Annotated in this window: 19 protein-coding genes and 1 pseudogene; 8 read left to right on the forward strand and 12 right to left on the reverse strand. The window is 36.5% G+C overall.

Translation table 11 applies throughout. The features are described 5' to 3' along the window. Window positions 1–32 precede the first annotated feature (32 nt). Window positions 33–632 (forward strand): ECF transporter S component, encoded by a 600-nt coding sequence (locus tag ABE65_RS11220; RefSeq protein WP_231887789.1) that lies wholly within the window; start codon window positions 33–35, stop codon window positions 630–632. After that, a complete protein-coding gene (locus ABE65_RS11225; protein WP_066394827.1) occupies window positions 629–1849 on the forward strand; it encodes a methyl-accepting chemotaxis protein in 1221 nt (406 codons plus the stop codon). Before ABE65_RS11220 ends, ABE65_RS11225 begins: the two co-directional genes overlap by 4 nt. A gap of 87 nt (window positions 1850–1936) precedes the next feature. On the opposite strand, the gene ABE65_RS11230 is transcribed toward ABE65_RS11225, so the two are convergent. Continuing rightward, a complete protein-coding gene (locus tag ABE65_RS11230; RefSeq protein ID WP_066394830.1) occupies window positions 1937–2902 on the reverse strand; it encodes a quinone oxidoreductase family protein in 966 nt (321 codons plus the stop codon). Between the two features lie 102 nt (window positions 2903–3004). Continuing rightward, a complete protein-coding gene (locus tag ABE65_RS11235) occupies window positions 3005–3466 on the reverse strand; it encodes a GyrI-like domain-containing protein (protein ID WP_066394832.1) in 462 nt (153 codons plus the stop codon). 128 nt (window positions 3467–3594) lie between these two features. Here ABE65_RS11235 and ABE65_RS11240 point away from each other — a divergent pair, with 128 nt between their 5' ends. Next, window positions 3595–4158, forward strand: a complete 564-nt coding sequence (locus tag ABE65_RS11240; RefSeq protein ID WP_066394833.1) for a DUF6434 domain-containing protein — start codon at window positions 3595–3597, stop codon at window positions 4156–4158. Between the two features lie 16 nt (window positions 4159–4174). Next, complete coding sequence (locus ABE65_RS11245) at window positions 4175–4729, forward strand: putative glycolipid-binding domain-containing protein (protein WP_066394835.1); 555 nt, start codon at window positions 4175–4177, stop codon at window positions 4727–4729. A gap of 31 nt (window positions 4730–4760) precedes the next feature. On the opposite strand, the pseudogene ABE65_RS11250 reads toward ABE65_RS11245, so the two are convergent. The 3 genes and pseudogenes from ABE65_RS11250 to ABE65_RS11255 all read right to left on the reverse strand — a co-directional run bounded on the left by ABE65_RS11250 (window position 4761) and on the right by ABE65_RS11255 (window position 6132). Then, window positions 4761–5345, reverse strand: a pseudogene (locus tag ABE65_RS11250) (GNAT family N-acetyltransferase). A 29-nt stretch (window positions 5346–5374) separates the two neighbouring features. Next, window positions 5375–5629 (reverse strand): hypothetical protein, encoded by a 255-nt coding sequence (locus tag ABE65_RS22365; protein WP_330998107.1) that lies wholly within the window; start codon window positions 5627–5629, stop codon window positions 5375–5377. A 137-nt stretch (window positions 5630–5766) separates the two neighbouring features. Then, on the reverse strand, window positions 5767–6132 hold the full coding sequence (locus ABE65_RS11255) for a hypothetical protein (protein ID WP_066394839.1): 366 nt from the start codon (window positions 6130–6132) through the stop codon (window positions 5767–5769). A gap of 113 nt (window positions 6133–6245) precedes the next feature. Here ABE65_RS11255 and ABE65_RS11260 point away from each other — a divergent pair, with 113 nt between their 5' ends. Continuing rightward, entirely contained in the window at window positions 6246–7049 is an 804-nt protein-coding gene (locus ABE65_RS11260) for a helix-turn-helix domain-containing protein (protein WP_066394841.1), read from the forward strand. Between the two features lie 116 nt (window positions 7050–7165). Here ABE65_RS11260 and ABE65_RS22055 read toward each other — a convergent pair whose 3' ends face one another. The 6 genes from ABE65_RS22055 to ABE65_RS11285 form a co-directional block, all read right to left on the reverse strand. After that, on the reverse strand, window positions 7166–7315 hold the full coding sequence (locus ABE65_RS22055; protein ID WP_197480294.1) for a hypothetical protein: 150 nt from the start codon (window positions 7313–7315) through the stop codon (window positions 7166–7168). Between the two features lie 165 nt (window positions 7316–7480). Beyond that, on the reverse strand, window positions 7481–7858 hold the full coding sequence (locus ABE65_RS11265) for a YciI family protein (RefSeq protein WP_066394843.1): 378 nt from the start codon (window positions 7856–7858) through the stop codon (window positions 7481–7483). Between the two features lie 178 nt (window positions 7859–8036). After that, window positions 8037–8570, reverse strand: a complete 534-nt coding sequence (locus ABE65_RS11270; protein ID WP_066394845.1) for an HAD family hydrolase — start codon at window positions 8568–8570, stop codon at window positions 8037–8039. 273 nt (window positions 8571–8843) lie between these two features. Then, a complete protein-coding gene (locus ABE65_RS11275; protein ID WP_156499163.1) occupies window positions 8844–10190 on the reverse strand; it encodes a S8 family serine peptidase in 1347 nt (448 codons plus the stop codon). Window positions 10191–10498: 308 nt separating this feature from the next. Further along, complete coding sequence (locus ABE65_RS11280) at window positions 10499–11320, reverse strand: GNAT family N-acetyltransferase (protein WP_066394846.1); 822 nt, start codon at window positions 11318–11320, stop codon at window positions 10499–10501. A 146-nt stretch (window positions 11321–11466) separates the two neighbouring features. Further along, window positions 11467–11967, reverse strand: a complete 501-nt coding sequence (locus ABE65_RS11285) for a TetR/AcrR family transcriptional regulator (protein ID WP_197480295.1) — start codon at window positions 11965–11967, stop codon at window positions 11467–11469. Window positions 11968–12175: 208 nt separating this feature from the next. Here ABE65_RS11285 and ABE65_RS11290 point away from each other — a divergent pair, with 208 nt between their 5' ends. Then, complete coding sequence (locus ABE65_RS11290) at window positions 12176–12508, forward strand: DUF2834 domain-containing protein (RefSeq protein WP_066394850.1); 333 nt, start codon at window positions 12176–12178, stop codon at window positions 12506–12508. A 50-nt stretch (window positions 12509–12558) separates the two neighbouring features. Here ABE65_RS11290 and ABE65_RS11295 read toward each other — a convergent pair whose 3' ends face one another. After that, complete coding sequence (locus ABE65_RS11295) at window positions 12559–14268, reverse strand: methyl-accepting chemotaxis protein (protein ID WP_082861390.1); 1710 nt, start codon at window positions 14266–14268, stop codon at window positions 12559–12561. Window positions 14269–14775: 507 nt separating this feature from the next. On the opposite strand from ABE65_RS11295, the gene ABE65_RS11300 reads away from it, so the two are divergent. Next, window positions 14776–15588 (forward strand): ABC transporter permease subunit, encoded by an 813-nt coding sequence (locus tag ABE65_RS11300; protein WP_066394854.1) that lies wholly within the window; start codon window positions 14776–14778, stop codon window positions 15586–15588. Beyond that, a complete protein-coding gene (locus ABE65_RS11305; protein WP_066394860.1) occupies window positions 15585–16514 on the forward strand; it encodes an ABC transporter permease subunit in 930 nt (309 codons plus the stop codon). The genes ABE65_RS11300 and ABE65_RS11305 overlap by 4 nt, the downstream gene beginning before the upstream one ends.

Consider the following 16514-nt stretch of genomic DNA (forward strand, 5'->3'; position numbering starts at 1 on the left):
TGCCCTTTCATTTTGAATTAAAGGAGAAATACATGATGTCACGAGTTCAAAAAATGACTTCGATCGCTATCTTAACTGCGTTTAGCATGGTCTTATATCTGTTTAAGGTACCACTTCCGTTTTTTCCGATCTTCCTCACGCTAGATGTCAGTGATGTTCCTGCACTAGTCGGAGCAATCATGATGGGACCTGTTGTGGGTGTTCTAATTCAATTCTTCAAGAATGGTCTTGAATATTTGTCACACGGAAGCTATGTCGGTCTACCCATCAACCAGATTGCCAACTTCTTTTCTGGAGCCCTCATCGTTGGACTGATCGGCATTTTTTATCAATATCAGAAAAAATTGAACTGGATCAGCTTTGTTGTTTCAATCAGTGTATTTTTAATCGCCATGTTTGCACTTAACTACTACTTTATTCTGCCAACCATCATGAAACTTTTAGGACTAAATATGGAGCAATATCTGAGCGCCTTCAAAAGTTCAAATCAGCTCGTAAAAGACTTTGAATCTGCGGTCTTACTCATTATCGTTCCGTTTAATCTCATAAAGATTATTATGGTGTATGCGATTGGCCTACCATTTGCTTTTAAACTACAACGCATCCTGCAAAAAAGGAGCATGGCTATATGAAAGTGAAGATGAATAATAAGAAGAACCTGATGTTAATCATTTCTGCTTTACTAGTGTCCATACTTCTATCTCTGTATCAACATTACGTAGATTCTTTTCTTCTTTCTTTCATAGGAACCCTTGTTGTGATTACAGTTGCCTCATGGTTTATAGTCAAGAAGAACAATAAGAGCACGGCTCTTGAAACGGAGAGACTAAATGAAGATTCTACTCCTTCTTCAACGATCATTGAATCACTTGAAGAACTTCGTCACTTGGAGGCGCATAGTGAACATCTGAATGCGATAAATGGTCAGGTTAATGGATCTTCAGAGATGGTAAGTGGACAGTTGATCGAAATGGTAGGAGATATACAAAAACAACATGAGCTTATCACCTATTTTGGCGACCAACTCGGAAGGATCAATGGGATGATTCAAAATCTTGATGCAATCATTGAGGTTACCAACGTCACGACCAAAGATGTAACTGAGCTTTCTAACGTAGGTAAACAAAAGGTAGATGATTTTAGCGTCGTTTTTTCCAAGATCATCACCATCACGAAAGAATTTGGAGACTATAACCAAGAACTGCTTCAAAAGATGAAAAAAGTTACAGAAGCTCTAAGCGCGATTGAGTACATCTCCACGCAAACAAACCTCCTTGCACTGAACGCTTCCATTGAAGCAGCACGAGCGGGTGTTCATGGTGCAGGCTTCGGAGTGGTTGCAGATGAAATTCGGAAACTATCCGTACAAGTCAAAGAGAGTGCAGAAACGATTAACACCATCATTAAAGCTGTAAACGGTAGTATTAAGACGCAAGAGCAATCGCATGAAAACAACGTTTCTATCATAGAAGATGGAAAAACAAAAAGCCTGCATATGATCGATATTTTCGATGGCGTGATCGCCAGTATCAACACCCTCTCTCAACAGTCAGATGAGCTTAAACAGAATTCAACCGAAGTGGAAGTTGAAAACCAACGTCTGATCGAGAGTATGCAGCACGTATTGAATCTTACTGAACAATTGAGCATAAAAACGGAAGGATCGTCTGAGATGACGATGGAACAACAAAACCATCTCATGGAACTTGAAATGACAGTGATGACAATGGTTGAACATATAAAATCGATTCAAGACAACTTGAAGAGTCATATTGAACTCGAAGGAAATGTGACATGGATTCGACCTGGAGAATTAAAACAGAGGCATGAGATGAAGCTTGCTGAATAAGAAGATGATTTCTATATAAAAAGAAGTAACCACCTTGGTCCAACTGGGGTGGTTACTTACTCGTTTTGCAGAGGTAAGCCAATCTAATTAAATCTTAATCAAAACTTTCCCTTCGTACTTTCGGCTTTCGATTAATCTATGAGCTTGTATTACATCACTTAAATCGAAAATATTAGCTATAGGAAGGGTAATCTTTTTAGAAGCAAACAAGTCCAATACTATGTCGGCGACTGGTGCTAATCGTGCTGGATCATATTTTCTTGTTGTACCTAAACTGAAACCTTTTACATTCCTACAACTACTATGAACATCGCTTGTTTTGAAATTACCCGCTTTACCACTGCTATTCCCAAATTGCACAAGTGTGCCATATAGAGCTAAACAATCTATACTCCTACTCGTTATTTCGCCAGCCACTGAATCAAAGATAACAGTAGCACCTAAATTAGCTGTTTGTGATAAAACGTCCTCTGCAAATGTTTCGTACGTACAGACCACATCAGCACCAAGTCTTTTTACATAGTTCTCTTTGTTTGAATTTCCAACGGTACCGATTATTTTTTGAACTCCAGCTAATTTTGCTAACTGGAGAAGCATCGAGCCCACACCACCAGCAGCACTATGTATAACAATCGTATCCGTTTTCTTAACTTGTCCAATCTCATGAAGAAGGATATAGCTTAGAATAGACACAGTTGGCATAGTTGCTGCCTTATCCAAAGGTAAAGTATCTGGAATCTTATAAACGAGTTGTTCGTTAGCTACTACAAATTCCGCATAGGAACCACCTTTAGGAAAAGCGATCACACGGTCTCCTTTTGAAAAGATGGAATTCTTAGGAGCTTCTTCGATCGTACCTGCAGCATCCAATCCAAGCATTAAAGGAAAAGGACCTCTCCCTTTGTTTCCTATTCGTTTTTTTATATCTGCATAATTTACGCTCGTGTAAGCAACTTTTATTAAGACTTCATGCTTACCGATCTTCGGTACGTCCACATCTTCATATTTAAGTACACTTGGATCACCAAATTCTGTTTGTATGACTGCTTTCATTTGTATCCTCCATAATTTCATTCGTTGTAAACGTAAGTTACCTATATATAAATAGGACAAGAAGAGTGAAAATTCCTCCTTGTCCCTTTGGTCGATGTCACTTTATTCAACAGGTATCCAGATTTCCATCTCATATTCATTACTCTCTTCTTTACCAAATAAATCTGTTCTAACACTTTCGATCTCAGGCATGCCCGCTTTTATTCTATACCCTTTCCTATCAAATTCTCTCCATATCTTACCATAGGTAGCAGGTATTTGGTCGGTATTTCCTCTATGCGTAAACACCACATACTTCTGTTCTGGAAACGTATGGAGAACCATATCTTCTCCTATCTTATTAAAGTCGACTGAATCCAACTCGATACCACAAATATAGAAATAATGATCATTTCTTGGCGGTAGACAAACGCCTACGATTTTGTCTACCCCCTCTTCACCAATAAACGAAGCAGCCCGGTCCCACAAACTAGGGATTGGATAGACCCAATCCCCTTCCCATTTTCCTGCTGCACCATATCCAATTAATACGAATGATTTCTTTACCACTTCTTGATAATCCATATTGATCCCACCTTTTTTATGTATTTTTATCTTAGCGAGATGTGGTTTTAAAAACTTAACATTTCTTGCTAACTTATGGAAATTAAAGAACGAACGTTCTATAATTATGATAAAAGGAGGCTAACCGTTTGAGACCGGACCTAACAAAACAGATTAGTATTAAGAGTTTTAAAGAATATTATTGGTTGAAAGAAGAACTTCAGACGTTCTGTAGGACTGAAGGATTAAGTACTGCAGGACCAAAGGTTGAGATCAGTAATAGAGTAGAGACGTACCTGGAAACAGGAGAAATCTTACAACCAACAAGGAAAACAAAAGTTAAAAACGAGTCGTGTATAGAACTCAGCTTGGATACCGTTATAACTGCTAATCATCGGTGCAGTCAAGAAGTTAGAAGTTTTTTTAAAACCATCATCCCAAACTTCCATTTTTCTACGTATATTCAAAACTTCATTAGAGAGAATGTTGGACTGACATATCGGGATGTAGAAAAGGCTTGGCATGAGGAAGAAGTACGAAGAAAAGACCCTACATATAAAAAAGAAATCGGATCTCAGTTTGAATACAACCAGTTCACGCGTGATTTTTTCGCTGATCCGAATAATAATGGAAAGACCCGAAGAGATGCGATTCACGCTTGGAATACGATCAAAAGTCTTCCTGGGAGTAACACGTATAAATCTACAACCTAAATCGGAGGTAATACTTATGTCTAAACAGGTTTTGTTCTGGGAAAAGCAAGAAACTTCAGGATCTGAATATCTCGAACTATCGTATGTTGATAAAACTATCCGAGCCGAAAGTACGGTTCTTTTTTTAGAGGAAGGTGTTCCACAAAAAGTTACTTACAGTGTCAAGTTCGATTCAAATTGGGTGGTTAAGGATCTGTATATCATGAACCACACTCTCAATAAAACTTTATCCCTTTCTTCCAAAGAAGATGGATGTTGGTTTGATAACAATGGTTTGGAGATTCATAGTTTAAGAGGTGCGATTGATATTGATATCTCTTGTACACCTTTCACAAATTCCTTGCCTATTAATCGTTTAACATGGACAGCAGATAAACCTACAGTATTTCAGATGGTATATGTATCCGCAAATGATCTTTCTTTTAAAAAGGTTAAGCAGATGTATACCCTGATCCATGACGAAGAGAATCGCACATTTCACTATAAAAGCGGTAGCTTCGAGTCTCCCATTATTGTTGATAAGGATGGTTTTGTTATAGAATATCCTAAACTTTTTAAGCGAAGCTATTAATATTAATGATATTAGCTAAGGATTTACTGGTTCATCCAAAAACTTGAGCAGCAATCCCGTACAATTCTTGATTTCTACTAGGCATTATGGCTGAGTTCTCCAACATGATGGGAGGCTCATTTACTTTTACAAACCCACATTGATTTAAGAATTTCATAAAATTAGGATGACTTGAAGGTACATCGATTCATAGATGCCCTCTGTGATTAAAAGCTAAAGCATTAACTAAAGTTACTGCTATTTTATGATCGGGTGCAACAATCGGCCCTATTATGAGATTCATTGAACCTTGTATTGACAGGCCAAAACCCACATTCTCATTATACTTATTTTTTACAACCATACATTGTTTTGATTGTTTAATTCGGTTAAGCAGAAATATACTTCTTTGATCACCAAAAGCAGCAGCGTCTAGTTCCCTTACCTTTTGAAAATCATCAGCTTGAAAGTGTTCTAACGTAAATTTAGCAAGACAATCAAACGGGTTATGTATAAAATTCTCACATAAAAACTTATGTACTACATCTACCCTTCTAAAGCCTAACTTTTCATACAAGGGTTTCCCTTCTTCTGTTGAAATCAGCATAATAGATGTGTCTTTTGAAACACTATCCATACAAGTTATAGTAACTTGTTTACCTAATCCTAGACCTCTATATTCGGATGAACGATTACCATTCCTATTGATGCTAGGTTCGTATCATAGGGTATGATGGCTGCACTTGAAACGATTTTTCCTTTAGGGTTTTTATGGCCATAGATATTGCCTGATAATAGAATCGTATTGATTTCTCCTTCATCATAGTCCCATCCAACCGATGAAGAGAGCTCAATTAATCCTAAGACGTCATTGTGATCAAACCGCTCTTCTTTTAATGCGGGAGCGTCTTTAGTAACCATGGAATAATCCCCCCCTACGTATGTGTATTTTTATTATAATTCATCAATGTCTAATAGAGCTAACAAACTGAAAAATACCATTGTGAAGTACATAACGAACAAACAGAGCAAGTTGTAACATGCTCTGTTTGTTAAACCTATTCTTTGCTCTCTAACTGGTAATCCATCTTCACATCCCGGTAGGATGATAAAGTGTATTGAGTTTGATAGATAAACTTATCTGTATTCGTACTGTGTGTGAGAGGATGATAACTTAAGGTCCATCCCTTCAGATGTGAATCTTCAGATAGAGGTTCACTACGAAGTGCGTCAAGTTCACGCTGTTCATTCACTTCAAATACCGCGAATCCACCTAGTGGCTTGGTTGCAAAATGTTCGTGGTAGATGATCTTACCTAACTTCTTATTACTAATCCAATTATTTAACGATGCATTGGCCTCAATTGCTCTTGTCCCTGCTGGTGCAAAACCGTAAACCAAATAGCACCTTGACTTAAAACTCATAAAAATCCTTCCTTTACTTCATTATGAATAGAAGTAGAACCACATTCATTGCATTTTCTGCTACTTCTTACCGCAACTTTTGATAGTATAGAGAAAGGAAGGAAGTGGAGTTGTTGGGGTTTCATCTTAAGCTTGATCATATCAAAATTCTATACATAGAGGGCACACATTGGGGAGATAAACCCCATTCTCATGATGATGTGTACCAGATCTCTGTGCCGCTTACAGGACAGATGATTACAGAGCTTAATCAAAAAACGTTAACTTTACATGAAGGTGAAGCACTGATAACGAATCCTTTGTCTCGTCATTCTCATCAGTTCGATCGCCCTTCTTCGATGTTCTTGATTGGATTAGAACGTGAGTCTTTAAACGCATGGAATAATGAAAACTTAAACGTAGAGATCTCATTTAATGAGCAACAAACAATCTCTTCAGTAGCAATAAAAAAGCAGGTGAAAACCTGGTTTGACCGTTACCTCTTTCATAGCCATGAAGATACCGTAGTGAAGGACATTGAAAACGAGGCTTTTCAGTTTTTTACATCGATATTTAGAGGAAGTCATTCAGCTGAATACAAACATCATTTACCCACTATTTCTCAGCATTCAATCTTACATGTACTGGAGTTTATACATACGAACTATCATGAAGCTATTTCTGTAGATGCACTTGCAGCAATTGCGAAGCAAAGTAAGTATCACTTTATGAGGAGTTTCAAGAGCTATACAAATTTCTCTCCTCACCAATATGTGATACGAACAAGGATCGAGCGAGCTAAAGAACTACTTACCAACACCAATCGCTCCATTTTGGATGTGTGTTATGAAGTGGGGTTTAACAACCCTAGTCAGTTTCACCGGAATTTTGTGGCTGTGGTAGGTTGTACACCGCTGCAGTATAAAATGAATCTTTAAATGCTGTTTATTTAACAATGTCTTTTCCATTTATGATTTTACTGTAAGATATATAGCCACTTGGTTCGGAAAAGAAAAAACATAGGAAGCATTTCATCTTCCTATGTTTTTATCCATTATTTATCTGTTTGTTTTTGCTTCTTTTTCAAAAACTCCACGCGTAGTTTTTCAAGATGCTCCTTTTTATCAAATCGAGCAGGTGTCTGTTTTTCATGAAACTTTGATACAGCTACCTTACTTTTGTTATCTAGTTGATATTTCCCCACTATGTTCACCTACTTTTGTTATCTAAAACGAAATTCTTTTTAACCTATATACTATACCTTAGTTAGCTGAAATAAACCTTACTAATATTGTCGCATGTTTCCTATCTCAACTTCCAAAATTTCTTCCTCATCTAAAAATAGCTTAATATGATGAAGAATACAACCTCACTTGAGTTCATTTTTCAAGTAATGCACAGGACGAACTTCTATACGCCAACCAAACTCTTCCCCTCTGTTAACTTGTGTAGTTGGATGTAAAGAAGCAAGTTTGATCGCCTCATCCATATTTTCTGCTTCAAACATGAAAATGCTTCCTATCAGTTCTTTTGTTTCTGTAAATGGTCCGTCTGTAACGATTACCCTACCGGCCGTTCGGTGTAAGCTTTTGGTTTCTGTTTCAAGTCCCGCATCAAGTAAAACCTCACCGCTATTATAAAAGTTCTCTATATGCGGCTGACATTCACTCATAATAGCTTCAATCTCTGCACTTGGACGTGCATCCATTTTTTCTGGGCTATAATAGCCCATACATAAAAATATCATCGTCATCTCTCCTCGATTACTCAAATTTTTTGTATTTATTCATACGACGATCAAGAATCTGTATAATCGACTAAATGTACATATTTTTTTGTAAAACCTTTAATCTCTTGGCATAGAATTTAAGCTCTGAGATTCTTTACTTAATAAATACATTTTTGATTGTTTCCTTAATCTCCGTTTACACTGATTTACCTAACAAAACATTTCGAATCTCCGCTATATCAGAAACAATCGCAAATGGCTTATGTGAAGTTGGCGGCAATACATTTTTATCATTTACCCAAATGGCTTCCATACCTATTTCCATCGGAGCGATTACGTCATGTGTCCATGAATCCCCAATAAATAATGTCTCACTCGGTTCTCTATTAAAATATTCTAGCGCTTTGTAATAGATTAGAGGGTCAGGTTTTCGATAACCTAATTGCTCTGCGTGAAAAACTTTGTCGTCACTAAAAATTTCTCCTATTCCCATATTAAATAACTTTTGTTTTGGATCATATAGACCATTCGTTACAATACCTAGCTCGAATTTTCTACTTAAATCGATTACTAAACTCGTTATTGCATCGTCAACTGTTATAAAATCCATGCTCGTTTTATGAAAATGATTGTCCAAACCATCTAATGATTCCATATCCATTGATACGTTAAAATGCTTCAGTACATATTCCCATCTTGCTCGCTTAAATGCTTGATGGACTGTACTCATTAGATATCAACTTTTCTATTAAAAATCTTGGTGGTTGTTTAAATAATTCTAAGAGCGTTGACCCATTTAAATGATTGGTAAGTGGATGATTCGCTATGAAATGAGTGAATCCATCATCAAACCATGAAGCATTTTTTAACAAAGTGTCATCCAAATCTAGTAACAACAAACTGAACGTTTTCATTCTTACCTCAACTCACAGATTCATTAGTATTTCCTAAACAAAAAGAAAAACGGAACTATTGGGATAGCTCCATTTTTCATAAATCTATTTTATTTCAAAGCATTAACCGCATTAATTAAACCAAATCCTGCTTCACCATCATAACCACGTTTAAAAATATCGTCAGAAGAAGATTGGATAATGTGTTTGACTTGTGATGGCGAAAGGTTATCTTTACCGTGCTGTGCGATAATTACTCCTGCAAGAGCTGCAGTTTTTGGAGCTGCCATAGATGTTCCTGCTTTATAACCATATCCACCAGGAACAGTAGCTACGCAGAGGTACGTATTGTCTCGTCCGGTCCCAGTTGTTGGATCATAGTTTGGACCAAGGTCACCACCTGGTGCAATTACATCAATCTTACCTACTCCATAGTTAGAGTAGAATGCTAGATTCTTAAGTTGTCCACCAGCAGAAACTCTTATCATTGATTGGCTGCTAGGACTACGGTGAGTTGCACCATTATCATCTCCTGATAATTTCCCTGGAGAACTGATATCTAATGCATTGTTTCCAGCAGATCCTACTACTGTTACACCTTTTTTAATCGCGTATTGAATGGCCCGGTTAAACAAACGAACATCCGCTACCGTATCTTTTGTCGCATAATCTGGATTTTGGAACCAATCATAGCCGCCAAGAGACATGTTTACAACATCCACATTGTCGTCTGCTGCTGTCATCAATGCTTCCGCGATATGAGATGTTTCCGCTCCGCCTGTAGGACCGAATACTCGATAAGCTGCTACTTTCAAATCAGGCCCTACACCCATCGTACGACCTTTAGCTGCAATCGATCCTGCAACGTGTGTACCGTGAGAATTTTGGTCCATCGCATCCGGATATCCTGGTACAAATGATTTGCCGTAAGCATAGTTATCTTTTAGATCAGGATGCGTATAATCGATACCTGTATCAATAACTCCCACTACGATGTCATTTCCATCTACTGACTTTCCAGTGCCTCCAGGAAGGTTCCAAGACGCTCCGTTATTTGTCACTTGCTTTATGTCCCATTGTAAACTATTGTACAAATCTGCAGAAGGACCAGAATTGGTCACGAGTGCCTCAGCTTCGATTGCAGCAGAATCAGGCTGCACAATGTTTTGAATTCCTGCGTCTAGAACGGTGCTCGATTTTTTAATTTGAGATAGAAAGTTTGGATTAGTAGAAACGACCTCAACCGCACCTAACTTGTCCAATTTTGCTTCAATTTGACCTCCAGCTTTTAAAATTTCACTATCGAAATCTGTTGGCAACTTTGCTTGATCCTTGAAAATAACTATGTATTTCTTTTCTTTACCTATTTCCGCCTTAGCAGAGAGTGGGCTACCACTTAATACGACAGATGCTCCAAGTGTTAGGGCTAGAGCACTGGCCATAATTTTACTTTTCATGAAGATCATTCCTCTCATCTATTCTATATTTGATTATAATTACTTTAAGTAGAATTACAATTAGTTTTCAGAATATTTTTTATATTGAGTTAATAATAATTCTTAGTACCCGCACCGAAAGTCCTTATTTAGTAAATAAAGTAAATTATTCTTTAACGTAATCAAATTTACCTATGATTGATTTTTCAACATATTAAAAACAACCTTCTCTCGCATGAAGGTTGTTTGTTAGTAACAGTACATAATGATTTTTGAATTGCAATTTTCAGGGAGAAATCACGGTATGCTTACTCACCATAACGTTTTATTTAAAGTAAATATGTGTAATAATCCTGTGAATGTACTACTTTAAATCCTACTGCTTTATACAATCCAAGCGCTTGGTCATTTTTTGTTTCAACCTCAAGATGTACCGAATACCCAGCTGAACTTTCTTCTTTAATAACCTGACGTAACACTTTACTGCCGATTCCTTTCCCCTGATGCTCAGGCAGGATGGCAAAGCCATATATCCACGCTTCTCCATCCTTCCGTGACACACGAATTTTCCCTACAGTTCTTTCATTCGCATCGATTATGAACAGACCCGTGTTTTTTTCTTCGTCGAATGCATGTTCCATTACAGTGGCATCTCCTCGTGTCATACCGAATGATTCGACAGAGATACGAATACGCATGTCTAAATCATCTTTACGAGCTTGTCGAAGTGTTATCCCCACAACAGGTTCTATAGTACTTCCATGCCAAATCATTTGATGTTCTGTAAATGTATAATTAGCTCCTATTTTTAACAAGAAAGCTTTTCCTTCACGTGAACCCTCCGGCGTATTCAATAAAATCCTGTTATATTGACCTTGTTTAATAGATTCCATCCCTTCTTGAAACAAATGCTGAAAATGTCCTTTTCGCCTTTCGCTTGGTTTTACCATCCCGCAAACTTCGACTGTCGAACCGAACGGATACAAACCCAAAAACGCGAGAAGTTCACCATTGTCATAGTGAAAAAAGTCTAGTTGATCAGACTTACGGCTCTTTAACATATTCCAGTTGAGTTTAAGCTGAATACGATCATAGGACTCACATTCTTTTTGTAGTTTTTTTAGATCTTGCAGTTGTTGTTTCGATAACATAATAATCTCCCTTTATTTCATTAGAAAGTTACAAGTCTTTATACATTCAATAAAAAAGAGTACATTCCTTTTCTCAAAGAAATGTACTCCATAGTAACTTTTTAATTCCCGATTTGAAGTTTGATTCTTATCTACAAGTCGCTTAACTAGTGAAGAACTTTAATTCCTTCAATCGCTTCCAAGATCAAATGATCACAATTTAGAGATTCAAGCAGCGCGATACCCTCTACTACTATTAGGGCAATTGCAGCCATTTGTTCTCGCGTTACACCCTCTTCTACATGTATGACGTCCTTATAAAATTCATAAAAGCTGTCACAAATTTTTCTTGCGATTGGATAATAGGGGTCTTGATCTTTAGACGCAATAGCGATTAATTCAAGCCACAATCTCATATAAGGATTAACTTCTGGTTTTTTCATCATTTGGTACAGATAACTAACTAAACTGGAAAATGGTCTTTTTTCAATTTCAGTATTATCTAACATTAACATTAGTCTTGAAGAGATCGAAGACAAAACAACAGATAGTAATTCTTCCTTATCTTTAAAATAATGAAGAAGCATTCTATCGCTAGTTCCTGCAGCTTCTGCCAAGTTCCGAAGACTAGCTGATTGAATACCATTAGCTAATATAAAATCAGACATTTGCTCTATTAATTCCTTTTTCCTTCTTTCTCCCTTTTTCATAATCGACACCCTTAACTCTTTTTGTGTAGTATATGCTACATTCTCCTTGTGTAGCAAATACTACATCCAATAAATTTGTTTATTCCTGGGATTGATAAAAAATGTAGTGTGTGCTACACTTTTTATGTAGTGACCGCTACATTTCATATAAACAAGGGGGATCTATATGGTAAAAAAGTATATTGATGTTAATAACCATTCTACTACCAGATTTATTTCTAAATTGGTAATTATTACAATGTTAGTCTTACTTACTCCTTTTACGATTGTGGCAGTATTTCAACATGGATTATTAGGAATTTTTATTAAAGTGTTCAATAACTCTGCCACCATCCAAGTTTTTATTGATTTGATTATTGCTTCTTTCTTAATTCTATTTTGGATGTGGAGTGATGCAAAAAGAACAAGTCGTATATTTTGGCCATGGGCTTTACTTACAATTATAGCTGGTTCATTCGGTCCGCTGTTATACTTATTATTTCGTAGTAGTAAAAATTAGAGTAAAAAGTAAAATAAGCATTGGTGCTTAATCCAATGCTTATTCAATACTTATATTTTAAATTTATCTAGAATTCTTTGAAGCTTTTCAGCCATATGCGAGAGAGAATGAGCGGATGCTTGAATCTCTTCCATGGATGCGAGTTGTTCTTCTGAAGCGGCAGCAACTTGTTGAGAGTGAGCCCCAAAGGTTTGAGAAATCTCGACTACACCACTAATTAGTTCTACCATATCTTGAGCTTCTTTGTTCACCCTATCTACTACGTTAGTAACCCCAAGTGATTCTTCTGCCATCTCTTCAATTTTTTGAACGATCTGTAAAAAAGTATCACCTGTTGTCGTTACGAGTTTCTTCCCTTTAGAAACAGAAGTAGTACCTTCTTGGATAGAGCCTACAGCTAGTTCTGCTTCTCTTTGAATCTCAGAAATTAGTAGATGAATTTCACTTGCTGCTGTCCGTGATTGCTCGGCTAATTTACGAACTTCGTCCGCTACAATCGCAAAGCCTCGTCCATGTTCTCCTGCACGAGCTGCTTCAATCGCCGCATTTAAAGCAAGAAGATTCGTCTGATCAGATATCTCGGTAATAAGATTAACAATCTGATTAATTTCAACTGATTTTTTCTCTAACGAGTTTACTACTTCAGATGCTTTTTCTACTTGTAATTCAGCCACTTCCATTTGATGAATGGTCTCATGAACCGCTTTACTTCCTTCCGAAGCGGTCTCGTTTGCAGAAGAAGATAACTGTTTAACGATGTTCACAGATGTTAAAACATCTCCCACCCCTTTTGAGATGTTGGATACGATGGAAGAAGCATGACTAATCGTTTCAATCTGGTTCTCTGAGCCTGATGCAACTTCTTCCATTGCGTGAGAAACTTGTTCTGTGGCTTTACTCGTCTCTTCGGAAGAGACAGACAACTCGTCAGATGCCGCCGCTACCTGTTCTGAAGCTTCTTTTGTTTGATTGATCAACTCTTGTATATTCTTTCTTGTGTTATCAAAGCCTCTGCTCAATATTCCGATCTCATCTGAAGATTTATCAATGATTCCAATCGTGAAATCACCTTGACCTGCTGCATTAATTGCATTTGTAACATTGGATAAACGTTTTTTTAGTCTATTTGTAAAAAGGACAAGTACTGATATGAAGACGATTAAAGTCACGATGATCACCGTCAGAAAATACTTCATAAACGAATCAATCGTAACGTTCACCATATGTTGAGAAGCACCCACATAAAAGATACCAATGATCTCATCATTCTCGTTTTTAAGCGGCATATAAGCTGTCATGTATTTCTTTCCTACTACTTCTGCTTCCCCGTAAAAGCTTTTTCCCTCTTTTAAAACAACAGCTTTTACTTCGGGTGATACTTGTGTACCTACAGCCCGTTTTCCGTCGATCATCACATTCGTTGCGACTCGGGTATCACCTTGAAAGATCGTAACAGTATCTCCTGTAACTTTACCAATCTCATCTACGACTGAGAAATTCTCATTAAATAAGGTCTCTCCTTTATACAGTTTCCCATCTCGAAGTTCCCAACCCCCTTCGAACTGGCTATCAACAAACTTATAAGCTAAGCCTAAATCTCCTTTAGATTTCTCTGTAGCAAGGTTCTTAATGCCTTGTGCTACTTCTGAAACAGCAAAATAACCTACTACACCTGCAAAAAGAAGCAACATTACGATAAACAGGCTGTTGATCTTTGATGTAATTCCGAAGTTCTTAAACATTTCAACTCTCCATTCCATATTTTTCTCCCCATATATTTATCGTATGGGTGTAAATGTTTTACAGTTTTTTAGTTATCTTTTTTAAATTTATTAGGATTACTTCTAAAAGCCCTGCAAGTAAGTTTAAATCCAGCAATGAAAAGGGCATCTTAATGGCTGACACAGAACATAGACAACCCTCATTTCAACTTTGTTAAAATGAGGGTTGTCTTGTTTTTAGTCTGATTTTTGAAAAACTCGATAAGACTTGTATCGTATACTTCATGATGCAAGATCTGTCGGTGCCATTTCAACGAACCTAAATACTTATTATTTACATACGATATTTAGCTTATTTAAATTGAAGAAATTTAGATCCTATTGAAAGGAACTCATTATTTCTCTGTAATTAAGGAATTATTCAATAAATAATTTAATATAAAAATCAGACTTATCTTAATATTAAATAATTATTATTATGGCTATTGGAAAAAGATGTTACAATTATTACAAACAATCATTTAAAGATTACAAGGGGGTTTTATAGTGACTAGTAGGTACGGTAAAAGACTACGATCTATTATTATCGGAGTAATAATCATAAGTTTCTTTCCAACACTGTTTTTTGGGGTGGAACAGCAAAAAAGTATGAAACCATGGGAATACATGCTTGGTGGACGAGCTTATAGTTTATTCCCTGATATATTCGAGAAGTTTTTATACTCTATGACTATTCTAGTTGCAGCATTACTTTTTGGACTATTTTTGGCTTTGACCATTACTTTCATCTCGACTTTGCTTCCTCGCTCATTGCAGAAAATCATCTATGGATTCTATACGATGTTAGAAGCGTTACCAGACTTATTTATCATTATCGTACTTCAAGTATCCGTGGTAGCCATCTATAAAAAGACTGGTTTATTAATTGGAAATGTTTCAAATGTATACGATAGTAAGATTTACTTTTTTCCGATTCTTACACTGTCTATTCTTCCGGCTATTCAACTTTTTAAGATTACATACTTATTATTAAATGAAGAAATGAATAAGCCTTATGTCAATGTAGCGCGATCACTCGGTCACAGTAATGTATATATCACAATTAATCATGTGTTTCGTAACGTACTAGCAAGTCTGTTTCATTACTCAAGAACCATATTTGTTTTCATGCTCTCCAATCTATTTATATTAGAATATGTTTTTAACCTACACGGTATTATGACCATTATGTTAAACACAAAAGGTATAGCTTTTATCATCACTGTTTTATTTGTAGCCATCCCATTCTCATTACTCTTTGAGTGGATTGAACGTTATACGCAGAGATTAAATGTACATAGAGAGGAAGAAGCAGCGTGATAAAACAACTACTAAAACAACCTCAGTTTTTATTAGGTTTCTTTATCATTATTTCATTACTAATTGTGAGTTTGGGACTTAACTCTATATATGAAGGACCAAAAGAAGTTAAATTTCTGTATAAAAATGATGGCTCTATTTCAAAAGTAGCTCCATTCTCTCCTACTGATATACCTCCCTTCGGAACAGATCGTGATGGTAGAGACTTATTCTATATGATCTTGGATGGAGCCAAATATACACTATTGATCGCACTAGGCGTTGCCTTTTTAAGGTTAGTATCAGCTGTACTCATCTCCTTTTTGTATAAAGGTCAACTCAAGAACAACACTTTCTTTAATGATCTTGTCCAATCAACACTCTATGTACCGGCTACCATATTTGCCTATATGCTTATGATTCCGTTGTTCATCAAAAGTACAACGGACCCTATTAGTTTTGGAAAGATGATCGTCATTCAATGTATTATTTTAACGTTGATTGGGATTCCTTCACTCGTAGTTACATTTAGTGGAGATATCAAGAACATTATGAATAAAGATTATATTATTAGCACGATGTCTCTAGGTGCGAAGAAGAAATATATCTACCGTAAACATGTACTACCTGAAATCAAGCCCAAACTGTTTTTATTATTTGCTCAACAAGCTGTTCAAATCTTGATTCTACTTGCACACCTCGGTGTTTTAGCGGTGTTTGTCGGTGGATCCCAAGCAGAAATACGAGGAGACATCTTAAACCTAACAACAGAAAACGTTCCAATCGCAGGAGAATGGTCTGGGATTATCGGCCACTCCTTTCAGGAAGTATTAACTGCACCATGGATAATCTTAATACCACTTGGATTTTTCTTTGTATCAATCTTTTCTATCAACATGATGATAAGTGGTTTACAAAACATCATTTCAAAAAACAAACGAAAATAA

Source organism: Fictibacillus phosphorivorans (genome assembly GCF_001629705.1).
Lineage (GTDB): Bacteria > Bacillota > Bacilli > Bacillales > Fictibacillaceae > Fictibacillus > Fictibacillus phosphorivorans_A.

Excerpts from the sequence above, each read along its gene's own strand:
- ABE65_RS11220 (WP_231887789.1), top strand. The coding sequence starts at position 33 with ATGATGTCACGAGTTCAAAAAATGACTTCGATCGCTATCTTAACTGCG.
- ABE65_RS11225 (WP_066394827.1), top strand. The coding sequence starts at position 629 with ATGAAAGTGAAGATGAATAATAAGAAGAACCTGATGTTAATCATTTCT.
- ABE65_RS11230 (WP_066394830.1), bottom strand. The coding sequence starts at position 2,902 with ATGAAAGCAGTCATACAAACAGAATTTGGTGATCCAAGTGTACTTAAA.
- ABE65_RS11235 (WP_066394832.1), bottom strand. The coding sequence starts at position 3,466 with ATGGATTATCAAGAAGTGGTAAAGAAATCATTCGTATTAATTGGATAT.
- ABE65_RS11245 (WP_066394835.1), top strand. The coding sequence starts at position 4,175 with ATGTCTAAACAGGTTTTGTTCTGGGAAAAGCAAGAAACTTCAGGATCT.
- ABE65_RS22365 (WP_330998107.1), bottom strand. The coding sequence starts at position 5,629 with ATGGTTACTAAAGACGCTCCCGCATTAAAAGAAGAGCGGTTTGATCAC.
- ABE65_RS11255 (WP_066394839.1), bottom strand. The coding sequence starts at position 6,132 with ATGAGTTTTAAGTCAAGGTGCTATTTGGTTTACGGTTTTGCACCAGCA.
- ABE65_RS11265 (WP_066394843.1), bottom strand. The coding sequence starts at position 7,858 with ATGATATTTTTATGTATGGGCTATTATAGCCCAGAAAAAATGGATGCA.
- ABE65_RS11270 (WP_066394845.1), bottom strand. The coding sequence starts at position 8,570 with ATGAGTACAGTCCATCAAGCATTTAAGCGAGCAAGATGGGAATATGTA.
- ABE65_RS11275 (WP_156499163.1), bottom strand. The coding sequence starts at position 10,190 with ATGAAAAGTAAAATTATGGCCAGTGCTCTAGCCCTAACACTTGGAGCA.
- ABE65_RS11280 (WP_066394846.1), bottom strand. The coding sequence starts at position 11,320 with ATGTTATCGAAACAACAACTGCAAGATCTAAAAAAACTACAAAAAGAA.
- ABE65_RS11285 (WP_197480295.1), bottom strand. The coding sequence starts at position 11,967 with ATGTCTGATTTTATATTAGCTAATGGTATTCAATCAGCTAGTCTTCGG.
- ABE65_RS11290 (WP_066394850.1), top strand. The coding sequence starts at position 12,176 with ATGGTAAAAAAGTATATTGATGTTAATAACCATTCTACTACCAGATTT.
- ABE65_RS11295 (WP_082861390.1), bottom strand. The coding sequence starts at position 14,268 with ATGGAATGGAGAGTTGAAATGTTTAAGAACTTCGGAATTACATCAAAG.